The organism is Mesorhizobium sp. WSM4833 (genome assembly GCF_055811095.1).
In genome coordinates this window covers 1-19,192 of the sequence record NZ_JBVVQG010000017.1, presented here as the reverse complement: position 1 = coordinate 19,192, position 19,192 = coordinate 1, and the positions used below count along the sequence as shown (strand labels likewise).

Annotated in this window: 21 protein-coding genes; 13 read left to right on the top strand and 8 right to left on the bottom strand. The window is 63.6% G+C overall.

Annotation, left to right across the window (positions count from 1 at the left end; all coding sequences use genetic code 11):
• Window positions 1-29 precede the first annotated feature (29 nt).
• Window positions 30-317 (top strand): hypothetical protein, encoded by a 288-nt coding sequence (locus tag AC0L2D_RS26740; protein ID WP_024502647.1) that lies wholly within the window; start codon window positions 30-32, stop codon window positions 315-317.
• A gap of 104 nt (window positions 318-421) precedes the next feature.
• Here AC0L2D_RS26740 and AC0L2D_RS26735 read toward each other — a convergent pair whose 3' ends face one another.
• Together AC0L2D_RS26735 and AC0L2D_RS26730 are read right to left on the bottom strand one after the other, a co-directional pair.
• Window positions 422-811: a hypothetical protein gene (locus AC0L2D_RS26735; protein ID WP_024502648.1), complete on the bottom strand. Its 390-nt coding sequence runs from the start codon at window positions 809-811 to the stop codon at window positions 422-424.
• Window positions 812-946: 135 nt separating this feature from the next.
• Window positions 947-1,432: a hypothetical protein gene (locus AC0L2D_RS26730; RefSeq protein ID WP_473543196.1), complete on the bottom strand. Its 486-nt coding sequence runs from the start codon at window positions 1,430-1,432 to the stop codon at window positions 947-949.
• A gap of 192 nt (window positions 1,433-1,624) precedes the next feature.
• On the opposite strand from AC0L2D_RS26730, the gene AC0L2D_RS26725 reads away from it, so the two are divergent.
• From AC0L2D_RS26725 to AC0L2D_RS26715, 3 genes are all read left to right on the top strand, one after another.
• Entirely contained in the window at window positions 1,625-2,599 is a 975-nt protein-coding gene (locus tag AC0L2D_RS26725; RefSeq protein ID WP_473543194.1) for an L-threonylcarbamoyladenylate synthase, read from the top strand.
• An 8-nt stretch (window positions 2,600-2,607) separates the two neighbouring features.
• A complete protein-coding gene (locus tag AC0L2D_RS26720) occupies window positions 2,608-4,038 on the top strand; it encodes an FAD-binding oxidoreductase (protein ID WP_473543192.1) in 1,431 nt (476 codons plus the stop codon).
• 186 nt (window positions 4,039-4,224) lie between these two features.
• The gene (locus AC0L2D_RS26715; RefSeq protein WP_013532817.1) at window positions 4,225-4,791 is read left to right on the top strand and encodes a DUF6101 family protein; all 567 of its coding nucleotides are present in this window, start codon (window positions 4,225-4,227) and stop codon (window positions 4,789-4,791) included.
• Window positions 4,792-4,958: 167 nt separating this feature from the next.
• On the opposite strand, the gene ubiA is transcribed toward AC0L2D_RS26715, so the two are convergent.
• A complete protein-coding gene (gene ubiA, locus AC0L2D_RS26710; RefSeq protein WP_027164169.1) occupies window positions 4,959-5,942 on the bottom strand; it encodes a 4-hydroxybenzoate octaprenyltransferase in 984 nt (327 codons plus the stop codon).
• Between the two features lie 68 nt (window positions 5,943-6,010).
• Window positions 6,011-6,922 carry a LysR family transcriptional regulator gene (locus tag AC0L2D_RS26705; protein ID WP_013532815.1) on the bottom strand — a complete coding sequence of 304 codons (912 nt, stop codon included), beginning with the start codon at window positions 6,920-6,922 and terminating at the stop codon, window positions 6,011-6,013.
• Between the two features lie 89 nt (window positions 6,923-7,011).
• On the opposite strand from AC0L2D_RS26705, the gene AC0L2D_RS26700 reads away from it, so the two are divergent.
• Both AC0L2D_RS26700 and purD read left to right on the top strand, forming a co-directional pair.
• Window positions 7,012-7,827: a phytanoyl-CoA dioxygenase family protein gene (locus tag AC0L2D_RS26700; RefSeq protein ID WP_473543189.1), complete on the top strand. Its 816-nt coding sequence runs from the start codon at window positions 7,012-7,014 to the stop codon at window positions 7,825-7,827.
• Window positions 7,828-8,105: 278 nt separating this feature from the next.
• A complete protein-coding gene (gene purD, locus AC0L2D_RS26695) occupies window positions 8,106-9,383 on the top strand; it encodes a phosphoribosylamine--glycine ligase (RefSeq protein ID WP_473543187.1) in 1,278 nt (425 codons plus the stop codon).
• Window positions 9,384-9,396: 13 nt separating this feature from the next.
• Here purD and AC0L2D_RS26690 read toward each other — a convergent pair whose 3' ends face one another.
• Window positions 9,397-10,506 (bottom strand): glycoside hydrolase family 25 protein, encoded by a 1,110-nt coding sequence (locus AC0L2D_RS26690; RefSeq protein ID WP_473543285.1) that lies wholly within the window; start codon window positions 10,504-10,506, stop codon window positions 9,397-9,399.
• Between the two features lie 246 nt (window positions 10,507-10,752).
• Window positions 10,753-10,971, bottom strand: a complete 219-nt coding sequence (locus AC0L2D_RS26685) for a hypothetical protein (RefSeq protein WP_473543185.1) — start codon at window positions 10,969-10,971, stop codon at window positions 10,753-10,755.
• Between the two features lie 214 nt (window positions 10,972-11,185).
• Here AC0L2D_RS26685 and AC0L2D_RS26680 point away from each other — a divergent pair, with 214 nt between their 5' ends.
• Window positions 11,186-12,955, top strand: coding sequence for an acyl-CoA dehydrogenase (locus AC0L2D_RS26680; protein ID WP_473543183.1), 1,770 nt, complete (start codon window positions 11,186-11,188; stop codon window positions 12,953-12,955).
• Window positions 12,956-12,974: 19 nt separating this feature from the next.
• Entirely contained in the window at window positions 12,975-13,727 is a 753-nt protein-coding gene (locus AC0L2D_RS26675) for a crotonase/enoyl-CoA hydratase family protein (protein WP_473543181.1), read from the top strand.
• 9 nt (window positions 13,728-13,736) lie between these two features.
• On the opposite strand, the gene pdxH is transcribed toward AC0L2D_RS26675, so the two are convergent.
• Window positions 13,737-14,354, bottom strand: a complete 618-nt coding sequence (gene pdxH / locus AC0L2D_RS26670) for a pyridoxamine 5'-phosphate oxidase (protein ID WP_013532806.1) — start codon at window positions 14,352-14,354, stop codon at window positions 13,737-13,739.
• Window positions 14,355-14,426: 72 nt separating this feature from the next.
• On the opposite strand from pdxH, the gene AC0L2D_RS26665 reads away from it, so the two are divergent.
• The 4 genes from AC0L2D_RS26665 to AC0L2D_RS26650 all read left to right on the top strand — a co-directional run bounded on the left by AC0L2D_RS26665 (window position 14,427) and on the right by AC0L2D_RS26650 (window position 17,475).
• Window positions 14,427-14,888, top strand: a complete 462-nt coding sequence (locus AC0L2D_RS26665; RefSeq protein ID WP_013532805.1) for an RT0821/Lpp0805 family surface protein — start codon at window positions 14,427-14,429, stop codon at window positions 14,886-14,888.
• A 100-nt stretch (window positions 14,889-14,988) separates the two neighbouring features.
• Window positions 14,989-15,918, top strand: coding sequence for a DnaJ C-terminal domain-containing protein (locus AC0L2D_RS26660; protein WP_473543179.1), 930 nt, complete (start codon window positions 14,989-14,991; stop codon window positions 15,916-15,918).
• Between the two features lie 106 nt (window positions 15,919-16,024).
• Complete coding sequence (fabI, locus tag AC0L2D_RS26655) at window positions 16,025-16,843, top strand: enoyl-ACP reductase FabI (protein ID WP_063167666.1); 819 nt, start codon at window positions 16,025-16,027, stop codon at window positions 16,841-16,843.
• Window positions 16,844-16,887: 44 nt separating this feature from the next.
• Complete coding sequence (locus AC0L2D_RS26650; RefSeq protein ID WP_013532802.1) at window positions 16,888-17,475, top strand: histidine phosphatase family protein; 588 nt, start codon at window positions 16,888-16,890, stop codon at window positions 17,473-17,475.
• Between the two features lie 168 nt (window positions 17,476-17,643).
• On the opposite strand, the gene AC0L2D_RS26645 is transcribed toward AC0L2D_RS26650, so the two are convergent.
• Window positions 17,644-17,904, bottom strand: coding sequence for a DUF1344 domain-containing protein (locus AC0L2D_RS26645; RefSeq protein ID WP_013532801.1), 261 nt, complete (start codon window positions 17,902-17,904; stop codon window positions 17,644-17,646).
• Between the two features lie 178 nt (window positions 17,905-18,082).
• On the opposite strand from AC0L2D_RS26645, the gene aroC reads away from it, so the two are divergent.
• Complete coding sequence (gene aroC, locus AC0L2D_RS26640) at window positions 18,083-19,192, top strand: chorismate synthase (RefSeq protein WP_013532800.1); 1,110 nt, start codon at window positions 18,083-18,085, stop codon at window positions 19,190-19,192.

Sequence of the window (19,192 nt, the reverse complement as noted above, 5' to 3'; positions counted from 1 at the left end):
ACATGTTCCCCAACCCCACGGAGGCTTCCATGAATTCCGATCACGAAATCGAAGTGACAGAAGAAACTCCCGCCGAGGCGCTTGAATCCGCTTCCGAAACCATTCTCGATCATGCCGCCGCCGCAGCGATCGAAGCCGCTGACCTGTCTGATGACGACGAAGACGGCGACGATGAAGAAGGCGAAGAGTCCACTGAAGCTGCCACGCTCTCGGATGACGACGAAGATGAAGACGAGGACGAAGACGACGCCGAGGACAGCGTGAAGGCTGAAGGCGACGAGTCCGAAGACGACGACGACAAGGAAGAAGCGGCCTGATTTTTTCAGCCGCCGAGTCTATCGATGGCAAGGCGGCGCCGAGGCGCCGCCTTTCCTATCAGCCGTCCCCGAAGCCGACTGTCAGCCGCCCCGGCGACGGCCCGTCAGTTCTCGAGAATGCTGACGCGCACGCTGTTTTCGTAGACGTCGACCTGGATCAGCGGTTCGCCATTGACGATGGCGCGCTTGGTCGAGGAACTCATCGCGCCGCCGCGTTCCAGCATGCGCTGCAGGTCGGCGCGCTGGTCGTTGGTCCTGAACCAGCCATCAGCCTCGTCGTCGCTGTCACGGCGGTGGAATTTATGCCAGTTGGCGCGGTCCTGCCGTACCATCTGCGCGGCATTGTCCAGCGCATAGCCGTCACTCGCCTGATGGTCGCGATCGGAAATGCGCGCGACATAGGATCCCAGCATGTCGTCGGCATGAGCCGCGACGACGCCAAGCAGTGACGCCAGCAATAGGCCTGCTCCGGTTACGATTCCAGATTTTCTCATGGACCCCCCTTTACCCTTAGTGATGAAATCCCGTCTGCCAGAAATGCCTGGAACGGGGTTTGCCTGGCAATGGTGCGCCGGGCGCCAGATCGCCGTCAAGTCACGCCACCGATGTCGGCTGTCTTTGAGCCGGGGCTACTTGGTGTAGCCGTTGGGAGGCATGCGCTGCCCTGCTGCCGGGGCCGGAGCGCTCGGCGGGGCGGGTTTGTTCTCGGCGTTCCCGGAGGGGGCAGCGGAAGCGGTGGCCGTTGCCGGCGCGGTGCCAGCGGCCGGCGCGGCACCGGTCGCTGGTGCAGAGGTTGGCGCGGGTGCCGGGAAATCGGGACCGGTAACGCCGCCACGAATGACCATCGGGCCTGCCTGGAAGCCGTGTCCGGTCGCGGGCTTGTCCGGGATCGCCGCTACCTTTTCATCGGTGACGTCGGGCGGCGCTTCCCCTATTGCCATCACCGACCGCGCATCGCTGGTGTTGACCGCATCGGCGGTTCCAGGCTGGTTAGGAGCGCCGATCCTGACGATCGATGGTGTGGAGGATGGCGCGCCTGGAAAAACCAGGGATGACGCCTGGGCTTCGCCGGCCGCAACAGCAAGAATGATACCCAGCAGGATACGCGCAGACACTGATGTCGCTCCCCTTTGCCCAGAAGCTGTTCGATAGCAGGCCGGAATTGATGCCGGCTTTCGTGGAAACATAGCATTTTAGAGATTGATAAATCGCCAATGCTCCTGCTCGCCAACAAACGGTTACCCAACAGCCGACTTGCCCGATGGCCGCCATCGTACTACGCACCCCGCATCTGGGAGGTGACGAGAGTGGCTGAAATACTTGGCTCGGGCGAGGCGCTGGAGCGGGCGCTGGCGCTGCTCAGGGAGGGCGATGTCGTCGCCATCCCGACGGAAACCGTCTACGGGCTGGCCGGCGACGCGACCAACGGCATCGGCGTCGCGCGCATCTTCGAAGCCAAGGGGCGGCCGCGCTTCAACCCGCTGATCGCCCATGTCGCCGACATGGCGATGGCCGAGCGCCTCGCGCTGTTCGATCCGCTGTCGAAGAAACTCGCGCGCGCGTTCTGGCCCGGTCCGCTGACGCTGGTGCTGCCGCAACGGCCCGGCAACGGCATCCATCCGTTGGTCACCGCCGGGCTCGATACAATCGCCTTGCGCATGCCGAGGGGCTTTGGCGGCGATCTGATCGCCAGGCTCGGCCGCCCGCTTGCAGCGCCCAGCGCCAATTCATCCGGCAGGATCAGCGCAACGACCGCGCAAGCGGTGGCAGCCGATCTCGGTGCGCGGATAAAGCTGGTGGTCGATGGCGGCGCGACCCCGGTCGGGCTGGAATCGACGATTCTCAAGGCCGAGGGGGAAAGAATGCGGCTGCTGAGGCCCGGCGGCATCGCCGCCGAGGAGATCGAGGCGGCCATCGGCATGGAACTGTTGCGCGGCGGCACCGCCAGTATCGAGGCGCCGGGCATGCTTGCCTCGCATTATGCGCCAGGTGCCGCGATGCGGCTCAATGCCGGCACGGTCGGCGAGGGCGAGGCTTTGCTCGGCTTCGGCAGCCAACGGGCGGACGGCTGGCGCCGCGCCGAAGCCTTCCTCAATTTGTCCGAAACCGGGGACCTGCGCGAAGCGGCGAGCAATCTGTTCGCCTGTATGCAGGCACTCGACCGCAGCGGCGCGCGCACCATCGCCGTCGAGCCTATTCCCTGCGACGGGCTCGGCGAAGCGATCAACGATCGGCTGTCGCGTGCAGCCGCCCCTCGTGACATCACGCAACCCGCAACATAGTTTCCCCCATGATCGAAATCACAAAGACACTCGATCCCGCCCTCATCGATCGCTTCGCTGCGATCGTCGGCGACAGATATGCGCTGCGTGATCAGCAGGACATCGCGCCCTACCTCATTGAGCGACGTGGGCTCTGGCACGGCGCGACGTCGCTGGTGCTGCGGCCGGGCAGCGTCGACGAGGTCAGCCGGATCATGCGGCTGGCGACCGAGACGGGAACGCCGATCGTGCCGCAAAGCGGCAACACCGGGCTGGTCGGCGCGCAGGTGCCGGACAGGTCCGGGCGCGAAATTGTCCTGTCGCTGTCGCGGCTCAACCGCATCCGCGAAATCGATGTCCTGTCCAACACCGTGACGGTCGAGGCCGGCGTCATCCTGCAGACGCTGCAGGAGGCAGCCGACGCCGCCGACCGGCTGTTCCCGCTGTCGCTGGCCGCGCAAGGCTCCTGCCAGATCGGCGGCAATCTTTCCTCCAATGCCGGCGGCACCGGCGTGCTTGCCTATGGCAATGCGCGTGAACTCTGCCTCGGTGTCGAGGTGGTGCTGCCGACCGGCGAGGTGTTCGACGACCTGCGCAAGCTGAAGAAGGACAACACCGGCTACGATCTGAAAAACCTGTTCGTCGGCGCCGAAGGCACGCTCGGCGTCATCACCGCCGCCGTGCTGAAACTGTTCCCGAAGCCGAAGGGGCGCGAAGTCGCCTTCGTCGGCCTGTCGTCGCCCGAGGCGGCACTTTCGCTGTTCAGCCTGGCCATGGACCGTGCCGGGGCAGCACTCACCGCTTTCGAACTGATCGGCAGGCGGCCATATGATTTCACGCTGGCGCATGCCCAGGGTGTGGTGCGGCCGCTGATCGAAGACTGGCCGTGGTACGTGCTGATGCAGATTTCATCAGGCCGTTCGTCGGAGGATTCGAGAGCGTTGATCGAGGATGTGCTCTCGGCTGGCCTCGAACAGGAATTCGTCGGCGACGCCGTCATTGCCGCGAGTCTCGCACAGGGCGATGCCTTCTGGAATTTCCGTGAGTTGCTGCCCGAGGCGCAGAAACCGGAGGGCGCCTCGATCAAGCACGACATTTCGGTGCCTATTGCCTCGATCCCGCGTTTCATCGAAGAAGCCGCCGGCGCGGTGGCGTCGGTGAGCGCCGGCGCGCGCGTGGTCTGCTTCGGCCATATGGGCGACGGCAATCTCCACTACAACATTTCGCGGCCCGTCGACGGCGACGATGAGGCGTTCCTCGCTCTCTATCACCCCATGAACAAGGCGGTGCACGATGTGGTGCGCAGCCTGCACGGTTCGATCTCGGCCGAGCATGGCATCGGCCAGTTGAAGCGCGACGAACTGATCGCCACCGCGCCGCCGATGGCGATCGATCTGATGCGAAGGGTGAAGGCCGCTTTCGACCCGGCCGGCATCATGAATCCGGGTAAGGTTATCTGATCCTTTCGACATCTTGTGGCTGGTGGGATTCCGATAACCATCCCTGAGATCAGCAAAATTTAACCGACTTTCTTAAGCGGGGCGGTAAGGAGCCCGCGCTACTGTCTCCATACAAACGAGGCTGGAAAAACCGGCCCGGAGAGAACCGGACACCGGCTCTCAGGAGACAGACAGGAAGGCCACTCTATGAACACCGGACTGAAGCCAGTCTGGGCGGGACGCAACATGCGTCTCGACCCATTCCGCCTGCCGCAAGTGGTGAGCTACGCGACTCGCGACGACTACGGCGATGTAACCTTCACCATCGACCAGCGCGGCGCCGTGATCCGCCGCTTGCTCGAGATGAGCGGCCTGCCCGCGATCATCGTTCTGCCTTCCAATGCGTTCCGCGGCGTTGCCGCCCGCGCCATGGAGGATCCGGACGGCAATGTCACGGTGACCCTGGAACTCCTGCACAACGACCCGATGCTGTCGGTGCCGCTGCTGGTGGCCGACGATCTCGACGATGTCGCAGCCGACTGGCGCGCCTGGGCCGACGCTTACCGCCTGCCGATGCTGCTCATCGAATCGGACGGCGTTGCCCGCACCCTGGAAGAATCGCTCGGCGCCGCCATCAAGACGCTGCCGCCGCAGGATCGGCGCAAGGGGCGGATTTCGAACACGCGCCGCCCGCGTTTCCTCGCCCGCCGCAGGGCCGGCGACCTCGGCCTCAGGCTGGTCGTCGACGGCCAGGAGATTATTTCGCGGGAGTAGGAAGGTTCTTCCTTCTCCCCCTGTGGGAGAAGGTGGCCGAGCGAAGCTCGGTCGGATGAGGGGTGTTCCAGCTTGGCAATGCCGGCGTTCCGTCACGCACCCCTCAACCGTCTTGGCGCTGCGCGCCAATCCACCTTCTCCCACAAGGGGAGAAGGAAGAAGCGCCGCTAAACCAGCGGCTTCAGAGCCACCCACACAGCGCCGCCGATCAGGCCGAGGAAGATCAGCCAGCCGACCTGGTTGTTCGACCTGAACAGGCGCAGGCATTGGTCCGGATTGTCGATGTCCAACACGGCGATCTGCCGCGCCATATGGGCGCCGGCGGCGATCAGCCCGGCCAGCGCCACCACCGGCGCCTGCGCCGACGCGAAGGCGATGGCGAAGCAGATCAGCGCGCCGCCATAAAGTCCGGCCAGCCAGGCCTTGGTGTTGTCGCCGAACAGGCGTGCCGTCGAGCGCACGCCGACAATGGCGTCATCTTCCTTGTCCTGGTGCGCGTAGATCGTGTCGTAGCCGATCACCCACAGGATCGAGCCGATATAGAGCATGACAGCAGGCCCATCGAGATCGCCGAACTCGACCGCCCATCCCATCAGCGCGCCCCAGGAAAAAGCAAGGCCGAGCACAAGTTGGGGCCAGTTGGTTATCCGCTTCATGAACGGGTAAATGGCTATGACCGCCAGTGAGCAGATGCCGAGCAGGACGGCAAAGCTGTTGAACTGGATGAGCACGACGAGGCCGACCAGGGCCTGCAGGACGAGAAACAGCCATGCCCGCCGGCGCGTCGCCTTGCCTGACGGCAGCGGTCGCGAGCGCGTGCGCTCCACCTGGCTGTCGATGTCCTCGTCGACGAGGTCGTTGTAGGTGCAGCCGGCGCCGCGCATGGCGATGGCCCCGACCAGGAAAAGCACGAGATACAAAGGCGCTGGCAGCAGCGAGAGCAGCGGGTCGCCCGGACGCGGATAGGCGCTCGCCGCCAAGGCCGCCGACCACCAGCACGGCCACAGCAGCAGTTGCCAGCCTATCGGCCTGTCCCACCGCGCAAGCTGCGCATAGGGCCATATCGAGCGCGGCAGCACGCGGTAGACCCAATGGCCGTTCGGCGCATCGGCGACACGGCCCTGGGCCGCTTTCGACTGGATGGTTTCCATGCCCATGGAGTGGCAGCAGCGGCGGAAACCGTCAAGCGGCAAGCGGAGACGCGGCGCCCGTCAGCCTTTCACGAGGCAAAGATGTCGCGGGTGGCGAACCAGTCCTTGGCCACCTCGACGAAGGCCAGCGCTGCATTCGACACACGCTGATGCGTGTCATAGGTAAGCAGGATCCGCTGCATGGGCAGCGGATCCGACAGCGGCTTGCAGATGAGCGGCAGCCCGTCATAGCTGCGGTCGCCATGCGGGCGGGTGTAGCTGACCGCAACGCCGAAGCCGTTGGCGACCATGCTCCGTTGCAGTTCGAACGAGCTTGTCGTCATGTCGGCCACAGGCGAAAGGCCGCGGCTGCGGAACAGGTCGAGCATATGCTGCCAGCTGTGCGGCTGGTCGGTGGTGATCAGCGGATAGGCGGCCAGATCGGCAAGGCTGACCGACGGGCGATCCGCCAGGGCATGGCCTGCCGGCAACAGCGCGTGCGGGCGAAGTTCACGCAGCAGGATGCGGGCGAAATGCGTCGGCAGGCTGAGATCATAGGTCAGGCCGAGATCGATGGCCGCGTCACCCAGCCGTCGACCCAGCGTCTCGAACGTCTCGTCGCGAACGACGATCTTGACGGCCGGATAGCGTTCGGAGAAGGCGCGGATCAAAGCCGGCGCGAAGAAAGGCGCCAGATCCTCGAAGCATCCCAGCACCAACTCGCCGCTGACAGCCGATTTGCTTGAACCCAGGCCGATGAGTTCCTCCGTTTCGGTGAGAACCTGCCTTGCCTTGGCCACGACGGCGCGGCCGAACGATGTCGGCGACACGCCGCTTCCCCGCTGGCGGACGAACAGTTTCTGGCCGAAATTCTTTTCGACCGCGTCAATGGCCACCGAGATCGAAGGCTGAGAGACGTTCAGCATCTTTGCCGCGCCGGTGACGCTGCCGTGACGCGCCACGGCAACCAGATAGCGCAGCTGCGTGAGAGTCACACTCATAGGGGCACTCTATATGTCAGATCGAAAGTTATTATTTTACCGAATGACTAACTGTTGCGATAGTGGCTTTATTCCAAGAGGAGAACGCCATGGCTTCCCGGACTGCCACCCTCGACGCCACCAGGATCGGCGCGTCCACGATTGCCGATTATCAGCGTGACGGCGCTGTTTGCATTCGCGGCGCCTTCAAGGGCTGGGTCGACACGATTGCCGCCGGCATCGAACGCAACATGCAGAACCGCAGCGCCACCGCATCCGACATAGCCAACGGTCGCGGTAGTTTCTTCGATGACTACTGCAACTGGGAGCGCATCCCCGAATTCGTCAGCCTGGTACGGGACTCACCCGCCGCCGAACTGGCGGCGGCGGTGATGCAGTCGCGCACCGCGCAGTTCTTCCATGATCATGTGCTGGTGAAGGAACCCGGCACGCAGAAGCCGACGCCCTGGCATCAGGACATCCCCTACTATTTCGTCGATGGCCAACAGACGGTGAGCTTCTGGATACCCATCGACCCGGTGAAAGAGGCGACGCTGCGGCTGATCGCCGGCTCGCACAAATGGGACAAGATGATCCTGCCGGTGCGCTGGCTCGACGATAGCAATTTCTATGCCGGCGAGGGCGACTATCTGCCGGTGCCCGATCCCGACAAGGACCCTTCGATGAAGGTGCTCGAATGGGAAATGGAGCCGGGCGACGCCATCCTGTTCGACTTCAGGACCGCGCATGGCGCGCGTGGCAATATGACCGCGGCGCGGCGCCGGGCGCTGTCGCTGCGCTGGGTCGGTGACGATGCGCGCTATGTCGAGCGGCCGGGCCATACCTCGCCGCCCTATCACGGCCATGGCATGCAGCCGGGGCAGAGATTGCGCGAGGACTGGTTTCCGGTGGTTTTCTCCGCCTAGCGAATCGCCAGAAAATTGGCGGCGGGGATAACGTTCCCGTGCGCAATTGCGATCTAAACACCCTGATGCCTTGACCCGTCGCCCGGAGAGCAATAGCGGGTCTCCAAGAGACTGTTTCGAAATTCGCTCTGGCGAGTCATATGGTGGTGGTTTCGAGAACCGTAGCGGAGCGGACATTTGGTCCGTGAGCTCAGTTCTACTGCACGCAGTAGAACGGGAAGCGCAGAAAACGCCATCAGATGGCCGCCAGAGCAGAATTTCGGCATCAAGAGGTGGCCATGAACGTTCTTCTTCTGGGCTCCGGCGGCCGCGAACATGCGCTCGCCTGGAAGATCGCCGCGTCGCCGCTGCTGACGAAGCTTTATGCCGCCCCCGGCAATCCGGGCATTGGCGGCGAGGCCGAACTGGTCAAGCTCGACATCGCCGATCACGCCGCGGTCACCGCATTCTGCCGGGAGAAAAAAATCGACCTCGTCGTGGTCGGTCCGGAAGGCCCGCTGGTCGCCGGTATTGCCGACGATCTGCGCGCCGAAAATATCCGCGTCTTCGGTCCCTCCAAGGCAGCGGCACAGCTGGAAGGCTCGAAAGGTTTCACCAAGGACCTCTGCGCCCGCTACAACATCCCGACCGCCGCCTATGGCCGTTTCAGTGACCTGGCCTCGGCCAGGGCCTATGTCGAAAAGACCGGGGCGCCGATCGTCATCAAGGCCGACGGGCTCGCTGCCGGCAAGGGCGTCACCGTCGCCATGACGCTCAGTGAAGCACAGGCAGCACTCGATGCCTGCTTCGATGGTTCCTTCGGCGCCGCCGGCGCGGAAGTTGTGGTCGAGGAATTCATGACCGGCGAGGAGGCGAGCTTCTTCTGCCTCTGCGACGGTACCACCGCACTGCCCTTCGGCACCGCGCAGGATCACAAGCGCGTCGGCGACGGCGACACCGGTCCGAACACTGGCGGCATGGGGGCCTATTCGCCGGCACCGGTGATGACGCCGGAACTGGTCGAGCGCACCATGCGTGAGATCATCGAGCCGACCATGCGCGGCATGGCCGAACTGGGCGCGCCTTTCTCCGGCGTGCTGTTTGCCGGGCTGATGATCACCGACAAGGGGCCGAAGCTGATCGAATACAACACCCGCTTCGGCGATCCGGAATGCCAGGTGCTGATGATGCGGCTGAAGGATGATCTGCTGGTCCTGCTCAACGCGGCAACCGACGGCCAGCTGGCACATACCTCGGTGCGCTGGCGCGACGAGGCGGCATTGACCGTGGTGATGGCGGCGAGAGGCTATCCCGGCACGCCGGAAAAAGGCTCGGTCATCCGCGGCGTCGAAGACGCGGCAAGCGACGGCGTCCAGGTCTTCCACGCCGGCACCGCCATCAATGGCGGCGCACTGGTGGCCAATGGCGGCCGCGTCCTCAACGTGACGGCATCAGGCGCCACGGTCGGCGAGGCGCAGAAACGAGCCTATGCCGCGCTCGACCGCATCGACTGGCCGGACGGGTTCTGCCGCCGCGATATCGGCTGGCAGGCGGTGGCGCGCGAACAGGGAAACTGAAGTCCGCGTTGGCTTACCGCTGGCCGCGATCGAGTTCGGTGGAAGCGGTGCTGAGCGGATCGGCAGCGGCAAAGGCAGCGTCGAGTTGTGCGGGCGAACGCCGCTCGGTCCGCTTCCAGGCGACATATTGTACAATGCCGAAACTCGGTCTCCGGGGCACCGTCTTCACGACCGGCATGCGGAAGCCGTCGCGGAAACGGGACCAGCGTGTGCCCAACGCTGCGACCATGTCCTCGAAAGTCGGCGGCGCGGCCACAGACGCATAGGTGATGGTGACATTGCCGGCGAGGCCGGCCTCGCGTGAAACCGGTAGCGGTATGGAGGCGAGATAGTCCGGCGGCACGTCGATAAGCCCGCCGAACGGCCATTGCGCGCGCAGCGTTGCGGCGTCTGTCGGCGCGACATTGACGTCTATGTCGTTAGGCGTGCCGGCAACCCTGTAAGGGCAGCGGAAACGGCCGCAATTAGCTTGCGCCGAAAACTGCCACAGTGCGTAGCCTTGCCAGTTGCCCATCGGAAAATGCACGTCGATGTCGTTGGTGTAGCGGGCATACCAGAGCGGCAGCCGCGACAGGAGCCGGTATCGGTAGCTGTTGTCGGCAATGTACTGGGCGGTCTTGCCGTTGGTGTACAGCACCGGGAAACGGCCGATGCGCCGATGCACCTGGCGCACGAACTCCTCGGCATCGTCGAGCGACATCCATTGCGAGGGATCATTGCCCTCAATGTCGAGAGCCATGAGATCGTCTGGTGCGGGCTCGGCGAAATCGAGGAAATTGTTGGCCTGCTCGACCGGATTGCCGGGGCGGGCAAGGTGATAGGCGCCCCATTTCAGGCCGAGTGCCTTGGCCACCACCCGGCGCGTCTGGAACAGTTCGCGCGTCACCGCATGGCGTTTCCACAGCGCCTTGCAAAGCTTCACCTCAATGTCGTTGCCCAGGCAGAAATAGGGCGGCGGCATGCCGTCGGAGGCCTTGTTGATGAAGCCGACGACCCGCTTGTCGGTGGCGAGTTGGGCCCAACCGATGGAATTGTATTCGTAGGCATCGACCACCAAAGCGCGGTCGGCGTTCTTCCAGGGTTCGGAAAAATCCGAAGCCTTTGCCGCCGTGGACAGCGCCATCGTCGCCGCCAAGGCGAGAAGCGCCAGCGGATGTCGCCCAAAAGTGTGCAGCGGTTTTGGGGCAACGACATGCGGAGGAAACAATGGCTTGAAGGGCGTCGGCACGACACTCTTCAAGCGGCGAAGGAGACGCGCCGTCCTTTTCAAAACAGGGAATCCCCGTTGATCAAAGACAAATCCTGAACGGCTATGGTTAAGGAAGTACTTTCGGGGCTGACTTCAGAAAAGCTGGCGACGCATCAGCTGTTAGAATTCTAACGGGTCCGGAGCCGGCTCTTGCCGCAGCGTGCCCTCGGCGGCGCGTTTGCGGTGGTGGGCGAGTGAGCATTGCGGCGAGCATAATATGCCGCGATCCGACCAGTAGGCGGCCCCGTGGTCCAGTCTGCCGCCATGGTAGCAGAACCCCTCCGCTCGATAGGGCAGGGCGCATTCGATGCAGCGATAGGCGTCGGGTCTGGCAAGCATGGGCGGTTCCGGTTGGCTGGTTCTGATCCGTCGCCGGTCGACTTGATCCGGCATGGATTGAACTTAATACGCGCCGCCGCGATTGCAAAATCCGCGTGACAAAATTTGACGTTTACGTAAAAAGAAGATGGGAGAGCGCTGATACGGCGGGTGGTTTTGCAGCGGCGCCGGCTCTAGGGTTGGGCGGGCCGATGCATCAGGAGGAGTGAGCGGCATGTATAGGGCACCGGTCGAGGATATTGCTTTCACGCTCAAGCACGTCGCCGGCATGAAATCGGCGCTCGATGCCGGCAGGTTCGACGATCTCGGCGATGACCTGGTCGATGCCGTTCTTGGCGAGGCCGGCCGCTTCGCCACTGAAGAGGTCGCACCGCTCTACACGATCGGCGATCGGCAAGGTGCCGTGCTGAAGGACGCTGCCGTCACCACACCACCCGGCTGGAAGGAACTCTATCGCCGCTGGATCGATGGCGGCTGGAACGCTCTCTCCGGGCCTGAGGAATATGGCGGCCAGGCGCTGCCGACCATGCTTGGCGTTGCCGCGCTCGAAATGTGGAACTCCGCGGCCATGGCCTTCGGCATCGGCCCGACGCTGACCATGGGCGCTGTCGAAGCGCTCGACAAACACGCCTCCACAGACCTCAAGGCAAAGTATCTCGAAAAGCTCGTCTCCGGCGAGTGGATGGGCACGATGAACCTGACCGAGCCGCAAGCCGGTTCGGACCTCGCCGCCTTGCGCGCCCGCGCGGAGCCGGTGGGTGACGGCAGCTACCGCATCTTCGGCCAGAAAATCTTCATCACCTATGGCGAGCACGACTTCACCGACAACATCATCCATCTGGTGCTGGCGCGGCTGCCGGATGCGCCGGCCGGCACGCGCGGCATATCGCTGTTCCTGGTGCCGAAATTCCTGGTCGGCGACGATGGCGCGCTCGGCGCGCGCAACGATGTCTTCTGTTCCGGACTTGAGCACAAGCTCGGCATCCACGCCTCGCCGACCTGCACCATGATCTATGGCGATGGTTTCCAGGGCGCCAAGCCCGGTGCTATCGGCTGGCTGATCGGCGAGGAGAACAAGGGCCTCGCCTGCATGTTCACGATGATGAACAATGCGCGGCTTTGTGTCGGCATGCAGGGGGTAGCGGTCGCGGAAGCCGCAACGCAGAAGGCGATCGCCTATGCCAATGAACGCCGGCAGGGCAAGGCAGCGAGCTACACTGGCACGGGTATGGCGCCGATCGTCCATCACCCCGATGTCCAGCGTAACCTGCTGACCATGAAGGCGCTGACCCAAACCGCGCGCGCCATCAGCTATTCCTGTGCCCACGCCATCGACATGGCCCGTGTCTCCGCCGGTGACGAGGCGGCCCACTGGCGCGACCGCGCCAATCTGCTGACGCCGCTGGCAAAGGCGTTCTCGACCGATATCGGCGTCGAGGTTGCCTCACTCGGCCTCCAGGTTCATGGCGGCATGGGCTTCATCGAGGAGACGGGAGCGGCCGCCTTTTATCGCGACGCGCGCATCGCACCGATCTACGAGGGCACCAACGGCATTCAGGCGATCGATCTGGTGATGCGCAAGCTGCCGCTCGGCGGCGGCGACCATGTGCATGGTTATATCGCCGAACTGGCTGATATGACCGCAGCGGTGCGGACCTCGAACCTGCAGGGTTTCGGCCGCACCGCCGACGCTCTCGACGCGGCACTTGGCGATCTCAGCGAAGCGACCCGCTTCCTGCAGAAACTGGCGGCCGAAGGCCGGGCGGACGAGGCGCTGGCGGGCGCAACGCCCTATCTCAGGCTGATCTCGCTTGCCGCCGGCGGCGCCTATCTGGCGCGCGGCGCTCTTGCCGACCAAGGCCGTATTCCCCTTTGCCGCTTCTTCGCCGAAAACCTGCTCGGCGAGGTCAGCGCTTTGCGGGCGCGCGTCATCGATGGCGCCGAAAGCCTCGCCGCTGCCGGAAAAACGCTGATTTCCGCCTGACGTTCACAAGGAAAGAACCGTGACAGACCATATCCTCGTCGAGCGCCAGGGCGCCATCCAGATCATCCGCATGAACCGGCCGGACAAGAAGAACGCGCTGACGCGTGCCATGTATGCGAAAATGTCAAAAAGCCTGGCTGAAGGCGACGCCGACCCGGAGATCCGCGTCCATGTCTTTCTCGGCGTGCCCGGCGCCTTCTCCTCAGGCAACGACCTTGCCGACTTCATGGTCATCGCCACCGGCGGTGACGGCGGCACCGAAGTCTGGGACTTCCTGATGGCGCTGGCCAGGGTCGAAAAACCCATGGTCTCCGGCGTCGATGGCATCGCGGTCGGCATCGGCACGACGCTCAACCTGCATTGCGACCTGACCTTCGCCACGCCACGCACCGTGTTCAGGACGCCTTTCGTCGACCTTGGCCTGGTGCCTGAGGCGGGATCGAGCCTTTTGGCGCCGCGCATACTGGGCCAGCAAGGCGCTTTCGCGCTGCTCGGCCTCAGCGAGGGCTTTTCGGCTGAACGGGCGAAGGCCGCCGGCCTGATCTACGAGGTGGTCGAGGAAGCAGCACTGGAGGCCTCGGTGCTGGCGGCCGCCGGCCAGATCGCGGCCAAGCCGCCGCAGGCGTTGAAGATCGCGCGCGACCTGATGCGCGGCTCGCGCGACGACCTCGTCGCCCGCATCGGCGAGGAAAGCGAGCATTTTCGCGAGCGCCTGAAGTCCGATGAGGCGCGCGCCGCGCTCACCGCGTTCATGACGAGAAAGAAGGCCTGAGCCTCTTCTTCAGGGATAAAGCCTCGTCTTGTCCCAGGCGCCTTTCGCGTTGCGGCTGAAGACGAGCCGGTCGTGCAGGCGGAACGGCCTGTCGTGCCAGAACTCGATTGTCGTGGGCACGATTCGGAAGCCGGACCAGTGCTTTGGCCGCGGGATCTCGCCGATCGGGTAGCGTGCCGTGTATTCGGCCACTGCCTTCTCCAGCGCAAAGCGGCTTTCCAGCGGCCGCGATTGTTTCGAGGCCCATGCGCCGATGCGGCTGCCGCGCGGCCGTGTCGCATAGTAGGCGTCGGCTTCGGCGTCGCTGACGATCTCCACCGGTCCGCGAATGCGTACCTGGCGGCGCAGTGATTTCCAATGGAAACACATCGCCGCCTTCATGCTGCCAAGAATCTCCTGGCCCTTGGCGCTCTCGAAATTCGTGTAGAAGACAAACCCGCTTTCATCGAACCCCTTGAGCAAAACCATGCGCACATCCGGCATGCCGTCGGTATCGACGGTCGCCAGAGCCACGCCGTTGGGGTCGTTCGGCTCGCTTTTCGTGGCGTCGTCCAGCCATGCGGCAAACAGGCGAAACGGCTCGGCAGCCTCGGTAAAGTCACCGCTTGTTAACTCAGTGTCACTCATAGTTTTTCTCAAATTGTCACGAAGATTCTTACAAAGCCAAGATTCTTAACGAAGCAAGGGGGAGGCTGCCGATTGTCGCTTATCGCGCAAGCTTTTGACAGCAGGCAATGGAGCGTTATCGCTTCGGCCAGCGCGAAAGCCGCGATCGTGGCGGTCGCCTTGCCGCTTGCCGCTTGTGGCGCCGGCGGCTTCAGCCTGGAAAAAGCCGAAGTCGACCGCTCGATTCTGACCAGCAGCACATCGGCCTCGGCCGCGCCGGCCAGTCTGGATCGCGACTCCGACCAGACGACGATCGGCAATGCAGTCTCCTCGGCCGACATCGAGCAGCTCGGCGGGCAGGCCGTCCCATGGGCCAATGCCGGTACCGGCTCGCGCGGTTCCATCACCGATCTGGCGGAATTGAAGGACAACGGCCAGACCTGCCGCCGCTTCAAGGCCTCGCGCGAAAGCTTTGACGGCGTTGCCATGTTCGAAGGCGAACTGTGCCTGGCCAGCGCCGGCGGCTGGCGCATGCAGGACTTCAAGGCGCTCTGATTTTCCGCGTCTGATATGCGGCTCCAGCACTGGAATTTCTTCCTATGGGAGCGCATATAAGAGGCAACCAGAGACTCAACTCTTCTCCAGGGCAGTAAGCATGCGCGACCCCTATGAGGTGCTGGGCGTTGCCAGGAACGCATCGGCCAAAGACATAAAGTCGGCGTACCGGAAACTCGCCAAAAAGCATCATCCGGACCAGAATCCGAATGATCCAAAGGCGAAGGACCGTTTCGCCGCGGCCAACCAGGCCTACGAGATCGTCGGCGACGAAAAGAATCGCGCCGCTTTCGATCGCGGCGAGATCGACGCTGACGGCAAGCCGCGATTCCAGGGCTTTGAGGGCGCTGCCGGTGGCGGCGATCCGTTTGGCGGCTTTCGCCGGCAGCAAGGTCCGGGCGGCTCGCGGTTCGAGTTCCGCTCCGGTCGACCCGGTGGCGATCCGTTCGACGGCAACAGCGACATCTTCAGCCAGATTTTTGGCGACACTTTTTCTGGCGCGCGCGGTCCCGGCATGGGCGATCGCCGCCAGCAGGCGACCGCTGCCGATCTGAACGTGATGCTCGACGTCACCATCGAGGAAGCGGCGACCGCTGAAAAGGTGACGGCGATGTTCCCCGACGGCCGCAAGGTGGCGGTCAAGCTGCCGGCCTATGTCGAGGATGGCCAGACCATCCGCCTCAAGGGCCAAGGCGAGCAGGGGCCGGGCCAGCCAGGCGACGCGCTGGTCAAGATCCATCTGCGCCGGCATCCACGCTACCGCATCGAAGGCCGCGACCTGCACGCCGATCTGCCGGTGGCACTGGCGGATGCCGTGCTCGGCGCCAAGGTGCCTGTCGAGACGCCGACCGGCAGGCTCGCGGTCAACATTCCGGCCTGGTCGAGCTCCGACAAGGTCCTGCGGCTGAAGGGCAGAGGCCTGCCGGAAAAGGCCGGCGGTCACGGCGATCTCTACGCTCATGTGCGTATCATGCTGCCGGAAGGCGGTGACAGCGCACTCGAAGCGCTGTTGCGCAGCCAAAAAGGCTGATCGGCGGCTTTTGTCCCCTGAACTGTCCGTTTTGAGCGCTTGAAGGGGCTCTGTGCCTGTGCGATAGGGCAACCCACAAAGCTGAAATCTTGCGGAGAGCGCTCACATGGCGGGTGGACAGGGCCTAATGGCCGGCAAGCGCGGCCTCATTCTTGGCGTCGCCAACAATAGGTCGATCGCTTATGGCATTGCCAAGGCCTGCGTCGATCATGGCGCCGAGATAGCGCTGACCTATCAGGGCGAGGCGTTCAAGAAGCGTGTCGAGCCGCTGGCGGCGGAACTGGGCGCCTTTGTCGCCGGCCATTGCGACGTCACCGATCCGGCGAGCCTGGATGAGGTTTTCGCCAATGTCGCCAGACATTGGGGCAAGCTTGATTTCCTCGTCCACGCCATTGCCTTCTCCGACAAGGATGAGCTGACTGGCCGCTATGTCGAGACGTCACGCGACAATTTCCTGCGCACAATGGACATTTCGGTCTATTCCTTCACCACCATCGCCAAGCGCGCCGAGGCGCTGATGACCGATGGCGGCTCACTGCTGACGCTGACCTACTACGGCGCCGAAAAGGTGATGCCGCACTACAACGTCATGGGTGTCGCCAAGGCGGCGCTCGAGGCCAGCGTGCGCTACCTGGCGGTCGATCTCGGCGCCAAGAAGATCCGCGTCAACGCCATTTCGGCCGGCCCGATCAAGACCCTTGCCGCTTCCGGCATCGGCGATTTCCGCTACATCCTGAAGTGGAACGAGTACAATTCGCCGCTGAAGCAGACGGTGACGCAGGAGGAAGTCGGCGATTCCGGCGTCTATTTCCTGTCCGATCTGTCGCGCGGCGTCACCGGTGAAGTGCACCACGTCGATTCGGGCTACCACGTCGTCGGCATGAAGGCGGTCGACGCGCCTGATATTTCGACGGTCAAGGACTAGCACCCCCCAACCGTCGTCCGTCCCGATCCGCACCGGAAGACCTGATGTACCCGCTGGTTTATATCGCGCGCCACGGCCAGACCGCGTGGAACGCCGAAATGCGGCTTCAGGGGCAGGCTGACACCGATCTCAATGCTCTTGGCCGCGAACAGGCGACCGGCAACGGGCTTCGGCTAGCTGCGTTGGTTCCAGATCCCTGGGAATTCGACTTCGTCGCCAGTCCGATGAAACGGACGCGCGAAACGATGCAGCGTATTCGCGCCGCGATGAAGCTGGATCCGGATGCCTATCGAACCGATCCGCGCCTCGTCGAGGTCAATTTCGGCGATTGGCAGGGATTTACCTTTCCCGAGCTGGAGACGCGGTATCCCGGAGCAAGCGGGACGCGTGCTCTGGACAAGTGGAACTTCCAGCCGCCCGGCGAAGGCGCCGAGAGCTATCAGATGCTGCTCGAACGGGTGAGGCCATGCTTCGACGCGATTGAACGCCAGACGATATGCGTGACCCATGGCGGCGTCATGCGCACCTTGTTTCGTTTCGTTCTGGGATTGGCCGAGGACGAGGCAGCGAACCTGGAAATACCGCAGGATCGCCTGCTCAAGCTCGAAGGCAAGAGTCTGGAGTGGCTTTGATGCATGTCGCCCAAAATTGGCCCCGGTTTTGGGAGAACGACATGCATAAAACAAAGACCTAAAGCGGGTCGCCTGAATCCGTTCAGACGCGACACGCTCTAGGCCATTTCGCAGGCGGCTCGGCGAAAGCTGAACCGCAAACGCTGCATTCAATTGAGGTTGGAAGCTCTAGTTGGCTGAGCTGTCCGGCAGTTCCATGTCGGTGATGACGTTTTCGCCATTGGTCACATCGTAGGCAATGACGATGTCCATGCCCGGCTTCAGCGCGTCGAGATCGGTCTCTGCGTTCAGCTTGTAGGACTTGCCGTCATCCAGCGTCAGCGTCGCCGTGTCCTTGTCGATCTTCTTGATCAGGCCTTCGGTCTGGCCGGCGAAAGCGGCGGTGGAAAGCAGCAGCGTGGCGGCAACGGCGCTAATCAGGGTACGCATAATCGTTCCTCTTTATCATTGCACCGGCATGGCGGCGGGCTGTTCAACAGCGGATGGAGCAGAGCAGAAACCAACCGAATGTGTCAAAACTAAATCCGCCAGATCACAGTTTGACCCCTGTGAAAAACGCCAATAGAACGCAATCTTCAGCCGGCTCCGATGCCGGGCAGGGTATTTCATGTCTCACAACACGTTCGGCCACCTTTTCCGCGTCACCACCTGGGGCGAAAGCCATGGCCCGTCGCTCGGCTGCGTGGTCGACGGCTGTCCGCCCGGCATCCGCTTTACGCGCGACGAGATCCAGGCCGAACTCGACAAGCGCCGGCCGGGACAGTCACGTTTCGTGACGCAGCGTCGCGAACCAGATGAAGTGAAGGTGCTGTCAGGTTTCATCCTCGACGAGGACGGCGAGACGATGATCACCACCGGCACGCCGGTGTCGATGCTGATCGAGAATGTCGACCAGCGTTCAAAGGATTATGGCGAGATCGCCCGCCAGTACCGGCCCGGCCATGCCGACTACACCTATGACGTCAAATACGGGGTGCGCGATTATCGTGGCGGCGGCCGCTCCTCGGCCCGCGAGACGGCAGCCAGAGTGGCGGCCGGTGCCTTGGCGCGCAAGGTGGTGCCCGGCGTGGTGGTGCGCGGTGCGCTGGTGTCGATGGGCGAGAAATCCATCGATCGCGCCAACTGGAACTGGAATTTCATCGGCGATGCGGAAAATCCGTTCTTCACCCCCGATCCGGCTTCCGTTCCTGTCTTCACGCAGTATCTCGACGGCATCCGCAAGGCGGGCTCCTCGGTCGGTGCGGTGATCGAGATCGTCGCCGACGGCGTTCCACCGGGCCTCGGCGCGCCGATCTATGCCAAGCTCGACCAGGACATCGCCTCCGGCCTGATGTCGATCAACGCGGTCAAGGGCGTCGAGATCGGCAACGGCTTCGAGGCCGCCCGCATCACCGGCGAGCAGAATGCCGACGAGATGCGCATCGGCAATGACGGCAAGCCGGTGTTCCTGTCCAACAATGCCGGCGGCATCCTCGGCGGCATCTCGACCGGCCAGGCAATCGTCGCCCGTTTCGCCGTCAAGCCGACCTCGTCGATCCTGACCCCGCGAAAGTCGATCGATAAGGACGGCAAGGACGTCGAGATCATGACCAAGGGCCGCCACGATCCATGCGTCGGCATCCGTGCCGTGCCGATCGGCGAGGCAATGGTTGCCTGTGCGATCGCCGATCATTATCTGCGGCATCGGGGACAGACGGGGAGGGGAATAGGGGAATAG